Origin of the sequence: Namhaeicola litoreus (genome assembly GCF_042679565.1) — a bacterium.
Classification (GTDB): Bacteria; Bacteroidota; Bacteroidia; order Flavobacteriales; family Flavobacteriaceae; genus Namhaeicola; species Namhaeicola litoreus.
Map to the genome: position 1 here is coordinate 1127598 of NZ_JBHTMY010000003.1, position 13150 is coordinate 1140747.

The 13150-nt window shown below is 35.0% G+C and carries 10 protein-coding genes; all 10 read right to left on the minus strand.

All coding sequences use genetic code 11. From position 1 onward, the window contains the following. Positions 1 to 83 precede the first annotated feature (83 nt). The 10 genes from ACFQ39_RS12275 to ACFQ39_RS12320 all read right to left on the minus strand — a co-directional run bounded on the left by ACFQ39_RS12275 (position 84) and on the right by ACFQ39_RS12320 (position 13142). The gene (locus tag ACFQ39_RS12275) at positions 84 to 1943 is read right to left on the minus strand and encodes a DUF5060 domain-containing protein (protein WP_377179331.1); all 1860 of its coding nucleotides are present in this window, start codon (positions 1941 to 1943) and stop codon (positions 84 to 86) included. Positions 1944 to 2103: 160 nt separating this feature from the next. Continuing rightward, positions 2104 to 2421: an L-rhamnose mutarotase gene (gene rhaM, locus ACFQ39_RS12280; RefSeq protein ID WP_377179333.1), complete on the minus strand. Its 318-nt coding sequence runs from the start codon at positions 2419 to 2421 to the stop codon at positions 2104 to 2106. A gap of 106 nt (positions 2422 to 2527) precedes the next feature. Further along, positions 2528 to 3781, minus strand: a complete 1254-nt coding sequence (locus ACFQ39_RS12285; RefSeq protein ID WP_377179335.1) for a hypothetical protein — start codon at positions 3779 to 3781, stop codon at positions 2528 to 2530. A 202-nt stretch (positions 3782 to 3983) separates the two neighbouring features. Beyond that, on the minus strand, positions 3984 to 5168 hold the full coding sequence (locus ACFQ39_RS12290; protein WP_377179337.1) for an alginate lyase family protein: 1185 nt from the start codon (positions 5166 to 5168) through the stop codon (positions 3984 to 3986). 39 nt (positions 5169 to 5207) lie between these two features. Further along, positions 5208 to 6590, minus strand: a complete 1383-nt coding sequence (locus ACFQ39_RS12295; RefSeq protein ID WP_377179339.1) for a BNR repeat-containing protein — start codon at positions 6588 to 6590, stop codon at positions 5208 to 5210. Positions 6591 to 6660: 70 nt separating this feature from the next. Beyond that, the gene (locus ACFQ39_RS12300) at positions 6661 to 7791 is read right to left on the minus strand and encodes a glycoside hydrolase family 88/105 protein (protein ID WP_377179341.1); all 1131 of its coding nucleotides are present in this window, start codon (positions 7789 to 7791) and stop codon (positions 6661 to 6663) included. Positions 7792 to 7794: 3 nt separating this feature from the next. Further along, on the minus strand, positions 7795 to 10056 hold the full coding sequence (locus ACFQ39_RS12305; protein WP_377179343.1) for a glycoside hydrolase family 3 N-terminal domain-containing protein: 2262 nt from the start codon (positions 10054 to 10056) through the stop codon (positions 7795 to 7797). Positions 10057 to 10095: 39 nt separating this feature from the next. Continuing rightward, the gene (locus tag ACFQ39_RS12310; protein ID WP_377179345.1) at positions 10096 to 11448 is read right to left on the minus strand and encodes a family 43 glycosylhydrolase; all 1353 of its coding nucleotides are present in this window, start codon (positions 11446 to 11448) and stop codon (positions 10096 to 10098) included. A gap of 35 nt (positions 11449 to 11483) precedes the next feature. Next, positions 11484 to 12305 carry a 3-keto-disaccharide hydrolase gene (locus tag ACFQ39_RS12315; protein ID WP_377179347.1) on the minus strand — a complete coding sequence of 274 codons (822 nt, stop codon included), beginning with the start codon at positions 12303 to 12305 and terminating at the stop codon, positions 11484 to 11486. Between the two features lie 66 nt (positions 12306 to 12371). Further along, on the minus strand, positions 12372 to 13142 hold the full coding sequence (locus tag ACFQ39_RS12320) for a hypothetical protein (RefSeq protein ID WP_377179349.1): 771 nt from the start codon (positions 13140 to 13142) through the stop codon (positions 12372 to 12374). Between the last annotated feature and the right edge of the window lie 8 nt (positions 13143 to 13150).

Genomic DNA, 13150 nt, shown 5'->3' on the forward strand with positions numbered 1-13150 from the left:
TGAAACACCTTTTGTTGGAAATAAAAAATAATCTATAACATAAAAATATATGTTCCGCTTAAATTTTATTTATGGCCGTTTCGTTATTCGCTTTTTTTAATTAAGGCCACCCAATCCTTATCTTCACTTTCTGAAGGCTTGGCAATACTTAGCAATCCATATGAAGTAGCCAATTCTTGACTAGCCGATTCTAGAAATTTGCCATTTCGGGGATCAAACCATTGTACTTCAAACAATTTTTCTGATTCCTCTAAAAGAATGTTGGCTGTTTTTTGATCGGGTTGAAGATAGACCACATATACTTCTCCTTTTTTAGCAAAACAGAATCCGTTTGAATCAATTAATAAGTCATCAGCAGATGCCATTTCCCAAAATGGAATGTAATTATCAAAAAAATGTAATGCATAACGATTTTGATCCCAAAACAAGTCTCTGCTCCTAAAATCTTGACAAGTTAAATCGGAATTTGGACTTGCATAGCCAAAATACCATTCTACCCCAAAACCTCCGGCCATAAGTGTTCCCCACATGGCATTACCTCTGGCAAAATCATGTGTAAGATCTTCATTATCTGGTAAAAGCGCTATTTTTGCACTTCCAGGCTCATCTACTGCGATAGCCCACTTTACTCCTGTAGAATCTGACTTTGTTCTCCATTTTAAAACACGCGGATGGACATCTGAGAAATTTTCACGACTTAACTGTAAAGAAGCGCCAGTAAGAGGAGATTGATCCCCTATTAAATCTGCATATCTATCATCTTTGTTAGGAAAAGTATGAATTACAAGATGGTGTTTGTAGGGATCAAGAGTTTTAATATAGTTGGCCACTTCTACAACCTTTCTAATCGGGTCATCATTTTCTTCGCCTATATTCCAATTCATTACCAAATGATGACCAAAACGTGCAATAAGTTCTCTGTAATACAATTTTCCTTCTACACCAAAGTCTCCTTTATCCATCAAATGGTCTGTTTCGGTTTCGTTTGTTTTAAAATGTAGAAACATGCCTTGGGTTTCGGCATAATCGAAAATTCTTTCCCATTGATCTAATTTCGACACATCATATCTGGTTTTATGAAACATGTTTTCCCAGGCCTCTTTATTTTTTTTATCATTGGCATAGGCTTCATATTCTGACACAGGCACTTTTAAAAGATGTGGGAATACATTTCTGTCATCTCCATCAACATTAAAAGTTAAAAAAGAAAATGCGTTTAATTCCTCACTAGCTAAATAATGTATTGCTCCCAATAGATTTTCGCCTTTGTTATTTTGCCAAACAAAACTTTTTGCATCTTCGGCAAAATCTTTTTGATGTGGTTCCCAAGTTTTTTGGAAATCTAATGCATTTGTAGCTCCATCAAAATCGGCGTAAGCCAATAAATTTTCCGGGGCATCAACACCTAATTTTATAAAGTATTTACCTGTTTCTTCAAATTGCAAATAGTGTCCACCAATATAATTCAGTCTTCCTTTGGCTCTGTTATCTCGCCCAGATTTATCTGATTCTAAAACGGTAAAAACTCCCTTTTGCCCATCCATGAAACCCCCACTTGTTGCCTTGGAAATATCCTGAGAAACGGCAACTTCATCCCCTTTTTTAAAAGAAACAGTATAATTCCATTCCCCAATTTCATCCGGTGTAAACCTCACTTTCCAAACATTACCAGCATCACTACTTGTTTCTGCAGCATTTCCATCTGCAGCATAAAACCCTGGAACCACGTATTCTTTATTGTTTGATTTGAAAACAACATCTAATCGATAATCTAAAAATGGATTAACTTCATCCATTTCATTTGTTTTGGGGCCTTCAAAAACCAATTCTATTTTATGCCATTTTTTTAATTCTCCTTGAATTTGGACTTCGCTTCTTTGGCAAGAAATGGTTAACATAAAAACACTTGATAAAAGAAAAAATGAAAGCCTTGAAAAAGTCATGTATTTATGCATAATTTATGGTTGATTGTAATAAAAATAATATCCTGTTTTGATTTTGAAAGAAGGACTAAATTAAGGTTTTAAATGTAGAAACTATCCTGCTCTGTACTGTATAAAAGCGAGCGGATTGTGGCATTAAATGGATTGTAAGACAAAACATCTACTCCAAATAAAAAACTTCTTCTAACCTTGTTGTAATAGGAGAATTGTCTGGGTTGGTTTGCATGATATCTGCCATGTAATTCCACCATTTTTGCACGATTGGATTTGAAGAAAGATCCTGAGAACTTCCTTGACCACTAACTTTTTGAAAGGCAAAAAGTGTATTTGTTTCTTCATCCAAAAAAATAGCGTATTCGCTAATTCCTTCTTCTTTAAGAAGATTTTTCAATTCTGGCCAAATCTCATCGTGGCGCTTAATGTAGTTTTCTTTTTGATTTTCATTTAATTTCATTTTAAAGGCTAATCTTTTCATCATTTAATGAATTTATTCAACTAATTTGACATGATCAACACTTGCTTCCTCCAAGACTATTTCTAAATTAGAACTAGCGTTTTCCTCTTTTTCTTTTAAACATTGTTAATTATTTCGCAGAAAATGATGAAGGGGCCTCTTGAATTTGTTTTCCTTTACCAACGGGAGCAAAAATAATACCCGCCCATCGACCTCTAGTATGCTCTTTGCCATCGGTACTGCCAATTTTGGCAATGACCGTAATTTTATCTCCTTTTTTTATCAAAGTATTCTCCCATAAGGCATTAAAGTTTTTACCTTCTTCAAAAAGTATGTTTGTGAGTGGTGGTTGATATTTACCAATCTCCTTGTCATTCACCAAAACCATATAACTTGATCTACCGTCATTTTCACCAATGCCAACAAAAACTATATCGTAATTTCCAGACTCAAAATCAAACGTGACACTTGTACTAGCTTCTTCATGGTCTTTGGGATTAATGGCCAGCCAATGCTTTCCTTCTGCATAAAAATTAGTGCCGAGTACAGGAAATTGCTGAGAAGAAATTACCTTATTATTAGGATTGGACTTAGCTATTTGTGTAAAATAGAAGGTTTTGGAAGTGGGCATTTCAACAATGGGAAAGGGAGACGGCAAAATACCTTGGGATACAATTGGTTTTGGACCATCTGCGATTGGCAGAAAATTAATGTAAGTTGTTAAAATAAACTTGTCAAATTCAAAACCATCCTCACGCATGCTAAATTGGATATCATGAATTCCTGCCTTTGCTATGTCTAAATAAATCTCTTTCGGCACACCACAATGCACCTCTTTTGTTCGTTGCTTGCTTTCCCAGGTCCAATTTCCTTTTCCTTCACACCATTGCATTCTTTGTCCATGTTCCGGCCATGCATCATTCAAACCCACATGAATACCATTATCTTCAGCACCCACAGAAAGCGCCCGTACCCATACAAAATAACGTCCAGGGGTATTAATTTTTACTCTGTAATGTAATACCCCCATTAAGCCCGGATCATTTGAAAAATTCTCTCCATGAATTAGCTTATCGGAATGTGTTACTCTTTCGTCTGGCAAAATTTCCAGATATGCATTGTTACTTGCGCCATATACATGTTGTCCATCATCATCACGCCCAACCTGAGGATTTTCATTTTTGGATGTTCTATACCATTGTCTTATGTCAGACTTACTCTGTTTATAAAAGTATTCTGCTTCTACAGCGACCAATCCATCTTTTTCTTCAAAAACCACCAGACTATCTACAACAGGATTCGTAAATAAGTTAGTTTGTGCTTTAGCAAAACCAAAAATATTTAGTAAACAGACTGCCGAAAAAATTAATTTTAAATAACCCATATTTGTTCGTCTTAATAATTTCTAAATGTAATTCTTCATTTTTTGAGAACTATCCTGCACTATCCCTGACATCCTACAACGCAGGATATCCCGATTTAACATGGGACCGTATTATTCTCAGGACTTACTTTTAATTGATGAATTGGGACTAATTCTTATTCATCAATTGTAAAACACTTTTCTTCAAACATTCTTTTGCCACTTATAAGAATGACATGATCGGATTATTTAATTCATTGTAAATTTTTGGATCGATAACCTCATTGATTCCAAAAATATTTGCGGCATTTCTAAAAAGTTTTTTTAGGTTTTCTAAAGACCCTTCAAGATCTTTAATTTGTTCATAATCCCACTCTTTTTCTCCAAGAGCATAAGGCGCTAAAAAAGCATAGGCCTTTTGAATACTAGCTCCATTCTCTGCCTTATAATTCCAAATATCAATATTATTCCTTTTTCCGAAGTAAGCAAGTTTTGTTAATCCTTTTAAATTCATGGTGCTGTAAGACAATGCGTTCGTTCGTCCCAATTCATGAGGTTGGCTGCCATCAGGTTCTATTTGAGTCGCAATTCTATTGGTTTTTACAGAAACTAATACCTCCCTTGCTTCTTCATTTCTATTTAGAAATAGTAACAAACTGACTACCTGACCGTCATAATGCGTAGCGTGGTTGTTTGACCTAGTTTTTTCTTGTATCCCAAACTCACTAGTTTGCAGCCAATTTAAATACTCTGATAACCAACTTCTCAACTCTTTGCTTGTTTTGGCGTCCAAAGCATTTTTTAATTCCAACAACTCTATTGCTGTAATTATTTCAGAAATTCCACCAAACTCTATGATCCCAAAACATCTTCCATCATTTTGTCCCGGTATTCCTTGGGCATAATTGAGGTTTGGATTCATTTTTGTTTCTGGATTTATGAACCACACTTCCAATAGTTCTTTGGCCTTTTCCGCATATTTTTTATTGTTAGAAAAGTAAAAAGCCCAAGACAGGATTTTAACATTTCTAAAAAAGTTGTTTTTCTCTTCATAATCCACATTATCTCCTCTTGTTCCCGGATTTACCTGGCCATCTTTTCTCATCCATGGCAAACCATTCGGTTGATCTGGATCTGGCCAAAAGTAGGGTGCTAAACTCAGATAATCGTGCTTATTTCCACTTGGTGGAACTTGGGTTTTAGACATTACCGTAAAAGGACCTTCATATAACGCTTTGTCTGCATTTCTAATCAGTTTTTCTATAGCTAACAGATATAATGTGTCTTTATCAGCAATTTTTTTTTGAGCGGATTCTACCAACTCAAAGTCCAAATTTGTTAATTCTTGACTCGTTAATCTGGAAAGAAAAAAGAAACAAATAAGAACATATAATAGATTTTTTTTCATTTTTCTTTTTTTATGATTGCTATTTACACTTTATGTAATCTACTCAATTTTCACGAGAAATAATGCACTCCTAGGACCAGGTGGTATGATTTCTGGAGCATGAGTTCCATGACTTTTAACCTTAGATTCCCATTTTAAAACATACCTTTCATTTCCTACTTGATCTGTATTTTTCCCATTTTGCAAAACCACAGAAAGTGCTGGATCATTCGTCATTCTATTAAAGATTTCTTTGGGATATTTCGCCTTTACCTGAATTAAAGTATCCAACAATTTTACATTTTTTGGATTGATTGCATACCGTCCATTTTCACCCATTTCATTGTCCCAATCAATTGCTAAAATCCCTTCCTTAGAAATTCCTAAGTCGAACCTTGCTCCAAACGACATCTGATCGCCACCACCTTTAAATTTCCATCTAAAATTCCAATCGCTAAGCTTATTTATTATCCACTCACCATTTCTAAATGTTGTTGCATACAATTGGGTCAAGCCATTTTCATCATATTTCAAATAAGCAATTATTGGAACTTCATCAATAATTCTAATATCAAATTTACCATTGTGCATACCGCCTTTTGAAGGCACATCATCCACAATAACTTTCTCATTATCAGGTGTAAATGGGAGTTCTACCGCTTCTCCTTTTATATTTTTCCAATTTAAAAAATCAGTACTCGTTGCATAACACAATTGATGAGAAGTTTCGACATCTGGGGTCCACCTCCACATCCAAACACAATGAAAATTACCTTGAGGTCCTGTGATGAATTTAGAATATGCCGACCTATTGCTATCTTCAAAAATTCCTTTAAAAAGACCATCTTTTAAAAGCATGTTCCAAGTTTGCGTTTTGGTATCAAATTTATTCACCCAATTATTCCCGTTTCCTGATTCACCGGACCGATAGGTATAGTACAAATGACCATCTTTATCATTAAAATATTTTGGATAAGTGACCGCATTTTCATTCACGCCAGTCATTTTATTTCGCTCGGTTAGGCTATGTATATCAAAGGGTTTTTCACTTTTATAATAAACCAATGGTACATTATGCATATTGCCACTTACGTGTATAAAACCCATTTCATCAAAGCCCAAAACCACATAATTATGTGAATCCCAAACGAGTTTACTAGAAAGTGTTTTTTTCTCCCAGTGCCTAGTGCCCAATTCGCGGGTGGCAACGGTCATCATTCTATTTTTGTCGTAGTAGGCAACATATTGCTTATTTCCAATGGTTTGAAGATCAAAAGAAACTCTATTGGCAGCCCAAACGGAATCGATAAACAAACTATCCGTTATATACACTTCTAAAGAATCTGTTTTAAGAATACTCTGAAGCATATCATTTTTTTCTTCCTTGCATTGGATCAAAAAAAACATAAGGATTAAAACAGAAAAAGGGAACAATTTTTTCATATCAACTGCCTTTAAAACCCGATGAAAACTCACTTTTTTTGGGCTACAAAAGTTTTATGTAGGTTTTTTTCTAGTCTTTTAACTTTAAAACCTCGCTTCCTGCTAGTAGGAAAGCTCCTGTTCCGTAATTTTGCCAACTGTCAAAATCTGCGGGTCTAGGATCAAAACCGATATTTTGAACCCAACCTACCATGCCATTTTCTAGCTGACATTTTTGTAAAGCATTCCAGCCTCTCATCACGTTTAAACTGTATTCATCTTTATTTAATAATCCGTTATTGATACCCCAAGCCAAAGCAAAAGTGAAAAATCCACTACCACTTACTTCACCATGCGCGTATGATTCTGGATATAATAAACTTGTTGTCCACAATCCATCAGCCTGCTGAAGTGATTTTATTTTTGTTGCCATCTCCTTAAACAGTTGCTCATAAAATGGCCTGTATTTGTAATCTTTTGGCATTGTATCTAATATTAAAGCCAATCCTCCTAAAACCCATCCGTTTCCTCTCGACCAAAATACTTTTTTTCCATTTTCCTCTTTTATATCAGTCTCCTTTCCTGTCCAAACAAAACGGTTATCACGCGCAAAAAGGTTTTCTTTTTTATCGTAAAGTAAATTATAGGTTTCTAAATAATACTTGTGCATCGCATCCAAATAGGATTCGTCATTCTTCAGTTTTGCGTATTCAACTATAACTGGCGGGGCCATAAATAAGGCATCACACCACCACCATAAAATGCTTTTTTCTTTATCCTCACCCGTTTTCCATTGGTTGTCTTCAAACAAGTGTTTTTGAAGAAAAGATTCTGTTGGCTCTAAATTGACCATATTTTTTCTGTTTGTATTCATCTCTAAATACAAATAAGCATAAGAAATAGCCACATCATCTGCGTGATAATCTCTAATATAGGTTTTCCATTCATTGCGGTATCCCATGGTTTTTATTGCTGCTAAGAAAATTTGGTTCTGTGTGGCTTGATGTGCACGAGTTACACCTGTGTAATATGCTCCATTGGTCCAATCGGTAGGTGCTATCGCAAAAATAGGATGCTGTTCTTGCCATTCCATGGCTTTTATCATACTTGGCACTATTGTGCTTTTGTCTAACTTATCTTGAGCGTTTGTTTTGTTGGATGATAAAACTCCTAAAAGTACAATTAATAAAATCTCGATTTTGAGTAGTGTTAATTTTCTCATTTTTTACATTTTTAATTTAAACTCTTTTGTTAATCCCTCTTTTGATGAGGTTCCCACCATTACCTTATAATCTCCCGCTTCTAAAATTTTCTCCATTTTTAAGCCTGTAAATTCTAACATTTTTGGTGTAATTGTAAATGTAATCGTTTTGGTTTCTCCAGGATTTAATTCAATTTTCTTAAAGCTTTTCAACTCTTTGTCTGGTCTGGTCACAGAACCGATCTCATCTTTTAAGTACATCTGAACCACTTCTTTAGCTTTTATTTTTCCTGTATTCGAGACATCAACACTAACTGTTATCTCAGAATTTGGCGTGATTTCTTCATTGGATAATTCTAAATTCGTATAGATAAACGATCCATAACTCAAGCCAAATCCAAATGGATACAATGGCCCATCTTCTAAAAATAAATAACCTTTTTTATGATTTATTTCTTTCATGCTGTAATGAAATGGGAGTTGACCAATAGATCTTGGCACTGTGACTGGCAATTTTCCAGACGGAGAAACTTCACCAAAAATAATTTTTGCCAATGAGTTATCACCTAACTCGCTTAAATCCCATGCATCTAATAATGCATCGGCATTTTCGGCTATCTCATTAATAGACAGCGTTCTGCGATGCTTTAAAACAACAATAACCGGTTTTCCTAAAGCTTTTACTTTTTTTAACAATTCATCTTGCTGCCCTACCGGATCTATGGTAGCTCGATCTCCTAAAGCACCATTAAAAAATGCTTCTTTTGAAGTAAACTCATCCCCTCCTAAGAAAAGAATCACAATATCGGATTGTTTGGCAATGTTGACTAATTTTTCAACACCGGCAGAATTATCTTCAATTAGTTTAGGGATACTTTTGTTTTCATCTGTAAGTTTAAATCCGAAGTCGGCGTAATAAGAATTCGACCCATCTACTGCCTCAAAATCTGTTTGGGTAGTTTCACTTAAAAGTGGCCCAATCAAAGCTATTTTTTTTGATCTATTTTTACCTATCGGAAGAATATTATTGCTGTTTTTTAATAATATAATGGATTCTAAATCTGACTCTTGAGCTAATTTTAATGAAGCATCACTTCTAATACTTGTCTTTGCTAAATTTTCATCCACATAAGGATTGTCAAAAAGTCCTAAAATAAATTTTGTGCGAAGGACTCTTTTCACGGACATATCAATTAATTTTTCAATTTCTGGATTCTTTTTAACCAAAGCTGGCAAATAGGAATAGGCATCTTCGGCATACAGATCAATATCAACACCGGCAGACAAGCCCATTAAAGCAGCAGCTTCAGGCGATTCCGCCACTTTCATAAAATAATATAAACGACCAATATCGTTGGCATCAGAAACAACATAACCTTTAAAACCCCATTGGTTACGCAAAACTCCGTTTAGCAACTCCGGATTTCCATGACTGGCAATTCCGTTTAAATCTCCGTGAGAAGCCATTATACCTAGAGTTTTTGCTTCTTTTACGGCAGCTTCAAAAGGTGGATAGATTTCATCGATTAAGGTTCTAGGAGAAATCTCTATAGCTGCAAAATTGGTACCGCCAAGTACTTGGCCATAACCCGCAAAATGCTTTGCCACAGCGCCAATGTGTGTGCCATTTCCCAATCCATCATAGTCTCCCTGAACACCTTTAATCGCGTTTGTTACCATCTGAGTTGTAAGGTAAGTATCTTCTCCAAAAGCTTCACTCATTCTACCAAAACGTGGATCTCGAACAATATCTGCTTCTGGAGAATGACACATATGCATCCCTCTTAACCTTGCCTCTCTTCCTACTATATCCCAAACTTTATACACTAATTCTGGATTAAAGGAGGCCGCAGAAGTTATTGGGCGACCGAATTTAGTACTTCCTTCCGCATCGACACCATTGTATGATTCTGTAACAAATAGAGCAGGAATTCCGTGACGGTTATTTTCTATAATATACATTTGAAGTTTATTGTTGAATTTTGCGGCTTCCACCGGACTCATATGTTCTCCAGGATTTTTTATTCCGGCAATACCCAATTTGAGTTTTTCTATTACTTTTTCGGAAAGTTTTAAGTTTCCATTCTCGTCGGATTCCACCCCAATATTGGCATGAAAAATACGCATTTGTGCCACCTTTTCCTCTAAGGATAATAAGGGTAGTAATGCCTCAACACGCTCATCTATTGATAAATTTGGATCCCTATAATCTTTTGCAGGTTCTTCTTTACAAGAATTCAACAAAAGACCAATTAGGCTTAAGGATAAAACAAGTAATCTCTTCATTTACGTTTGTTTATTATTATCTATAATTTACTTTTAAGATCATTTAAATCTAAATCTGTTTACTTTCAATTCGCCATTTGGTACAGGTTTAAAAACCAAACAAAGGGTTTGTCCATTATACAAGCCTATTGTTTCAAAACTTTCTTTTTTAAATGCTCTTGTATTGTTGGCTTGAAATTTACAAGTTGCCAAAAGTTTACCGGTTGGAGAACCTTCATGAACTTCAATTTCATTTGTTGAAGAAGATAAAATTTCAAATTCTATTCCCTTTTTTCCATTTAAATTTTGAATGTTTGGATAAACTGCATACCCCTCATCTTTTATTGATTCCATAGAAAAACCACCAACGGTATTTTCGGTTTTATGAAGACCATCAGCCTTAAAATAATCTTCGGCTTCTATATCATTGTTTGCGTTGTATTGGCCAACTCCAGTGCCATCAACCCTAATTGGAGCAATGGTTCCATCATCTTTATAATGAACATAACTAATAAAAGTATCTCTAAACCACCGATTTCCTGTTTGACTTATATCGCAATATGCAAAATACCATTGGTTATGCCATTCAAAAAAAGAACCGTGTCTGCCTTGTAAAAAACCATTGGGCCAAGTTGGATCATCAAATCCTTCAGCAAAACTACTTTCCTTGATAATGGTGTCTACATAGTCATAAGGACCATAAAGGTTGTCGGACATGGCATAAAAACAACCCCAAGACAAATAATACTTTCCTTTATATTTATGCACAAAGGGTTTGTCATCTGTAGGCATTTCTTTATTTTTTCCATCCGAGTTATACGGTCCTCTAGGGTTTGTAATGCTTATTTTCTTTGGGCTTTCTGCGAGACTGATCATATCGTCATTTAATTTAGCAATATAATAATCCCAAACGCCAAATATGATAAAATGCTCTCCTTCATCTTCAAAAATAGCCATGTCGTATTCATGTGTTGGCGTTAATTCTGAGGTCAAAATTGGTTTGCTAAGAGGGTCTCTCCACGGACCAACAGGAGTATCTCCAACCACAACTCCCGTTTGCTCATTTCGTTCTGAAAAGTACCAGTAATATTTACCATTTTTATAGCCTACATCAGTTGCCCAGCAACCTGTAAAGTCTTTCCCGATATAAGTATCTTCTGGCTTCAAAACACTCCGTTTTGTCCAATTTACCAAATCCGGCGAAGACCAAATCCACCAATCCTCCATAACAAAACCATTATTCTCAATTGATTTATCATGAGAAGCATATACATAGGCTGTATCTTTAAAAATATGGATATGTGGATCATTTAAACCTACATTGGGCACAATTGGATTTTGTGAAAAAACAAAATCCGCTATTAGTAAAAAACCAATAGAAATGATACTTTTGATGTGATAATTAAATTTCATGTAAACGAAAACTTTATTCTTAGCATAGTTAAATTTTATTTCAAAAACTCTTCCATTGGGATGATTTCATCGAATTCTTTAATTTGAATGTTTCGGTAATAAATTTCTGCTGTTTCCGATTGCAAGCCAATTATTCCTTCACTAATACTGAGGTCTGTAGCCATATTTACCACCTTGCCATTTAATTTGTGAATTGCGTACTGATTTCCCATGACAATAACTTCACATTGATTCCATTTACCGTTCAAACCGTTATAAGGCGCATTCGCTAAAACAGCTTGCTCTCCTTTTTTAAAAACTTGCGGTTTACCTCCATTTTGAGGTAATTCAAAGGTGCCGTTCTCATTGGCATACCATTGTAATTTTGTGCCCTTAGGTGCCCAAAAATCTCCTGTATGATTTTTGTTTTGGGTATGATCATAACGCACCTGATACTCAATGCCAACCGGCCATATCTTATCATCAGTTACATGGTAATACATACCCGCATCATATTGAAATTGATCAAAGTTATTATAAATCTTAGTCCCCCATTTGTATTCAAACTTGAAAATAAATTTACTGTACTTTTTGTTGGTATAAAACATGCCATGGGTCGCATTTTCACCTGTATTAAGATTTAGACTATCGGGCATGTTTTTAAAAACATGTACCATACCATCTTCTATAGCGAACACCTGTTTAGCCATTTCTTGATCATTATTTTTAAGTTTGAGGTGCCATCCGTCCCAATTCTCACCATTAAAAACAGGAACAAAACCTGCAGAACTTCCCTTCTTTTTTGATGTCCCACAGCTCAGAAATAAAATAAAAGTGATTAAACCTAAGTAAAGAAATATTGCTTTATTATGTTTCATAGAGTGAATTTTTATCAATGTTTAAAAAACTTTTTTTTATCCAGGCACTAAATAATGTTCATCTAATTATTTACAGCCAATTTCACTTAGTGCAGAATTTTGCGCAACAGACAAACTTTTGTCTGTTTTAAACAAAACAAATTGATCTATAGCATGAAATTTGGACCTTCCGGATATTTCAATATCATAGACGCCCGCTGTATCAAATTTTGCAAAAATATTATATGGATCATTGTCATTTGTATTAGATCTCCAAAACCATTCGCTCAAATTGTTCATATAAACTTTAAACCAACCATTTGAACTTGAGCCCTCAGGATTTGGAGTTTTACCAGAACCTTTTGGATATACAAGCTCTCCAGTACCTGCTTTTTCGCCGTAAAAATCAGCTGCATCTGGAATTCTAAGCCAAGAATCATTGTGCTCGGTATTGTTAGTCCCTTGGGTAATTCTAGAACTCCAAACGAACTGATAAGTTCCTGGATTATTGATTTGTACAGAAAACTTAATCACACCAACACCAGGTGTATTAAAATTATCATTGCCTGACCAAACGAGATAACCTTCGCCTTCAAAACCACTAAGCGTGTTTTCAGTTTTCCATCCATTATCTGTAACACTCGTATTTTCAATATCTACTCGTATAATTCCATCTTTTTCATTGTACAATTTACCTGAAAGACAAATATTACCTGCTTCTTCCTCCTCTATTTCTTGAATAACTTCCATTTCATCATTTGAACTATCATTGCAACTTGTTAAACTTAAAAACGCTGCATAAAACAACAACCACGCGATAGAAAAAATGAACCTACCTTTAAAAAATAATCTTTTCATATTTAATT

What these genes read in the sequence shown, in the direction of transcription:
- ACFQ39_RS12275 (WP_377179331.1), bottom strand. Translation starts at nt 1,943, where the DNA reads ATGACTTTTTCAAGGCTTTCATTTTTTCTTTTATCAAGTGTTTTTATG.
- rhaM (WP_377179333.1), bottom strand. Translation starts at nt 2,421, where the DNA reads ATGATGAAAAGATTAGCCTTTAAAATGAAATTAAATGAAAATCAAAAA.
- ACFQ39_RS12285 (WP_377179335.1), bottom strand. Translation starts at nt 3,781, where the DNA reads ATGGGTTATTTAAAATTAATTTTTTCGGCAGTCTGTTTACTAAATATT.
- ACFQ39_RS12290 (WP_377179337.1), bottom strand. Translation starts at nt 5,168, where the DNA reads ATGAAAAAAAATCTATTATATGTTCTTATTTGTTTCTTTTTTCTTTCC.
- ACFQ39_RS12295 (WP_377179339.1), bottom strand. Translation starts at nt 6,590, where the DNA reads ATGAAAAAATTGTTCCCTTTTTCTGTTTTAATCCTTATGTTTTTTTTG.
- ACFQ39_RS12300 (WP_377179341.1), bottom strand. Translation starts at nt 7,791, where the DNA reads ATGAGAAAATTAACACTACTCAAAATCGAGATTTTATTAATTGTACTT.
- ACFQ39_RS12305 (WP_377179343.1), bottom strand. Translation starts at nt 10,056, where the DNA reads ATGAAGAGATTACTTGTTTTATCCTTAAGCCTAATTGGTCTTTTGTTG.
- ACFQ39_RS12310 (WP_377179345.1), bottom strand. Translation starts at nt 11,448, where the DNA reads ATGAAATTTAATTATCACATCAAAAGTATCATTTCTATTGGTTTTTTA.
- ACFQ39_RS12315 (WP_377179347.1), bottom strand. Translation starts at nt 12,305, where the DNA reads ATGAAACATAATAAAGCAATATTTCTTTACTTAGGTTTAATCACTTTT.
- ACFQ39_RS12320 (WP_377179349.1), bottom strand. Translation starts at nt 13,142, where the DNA reads ATGAAAAGATTATTTTTTAAAGGTAGGTTCATTTTTTCTATCGCGTGG.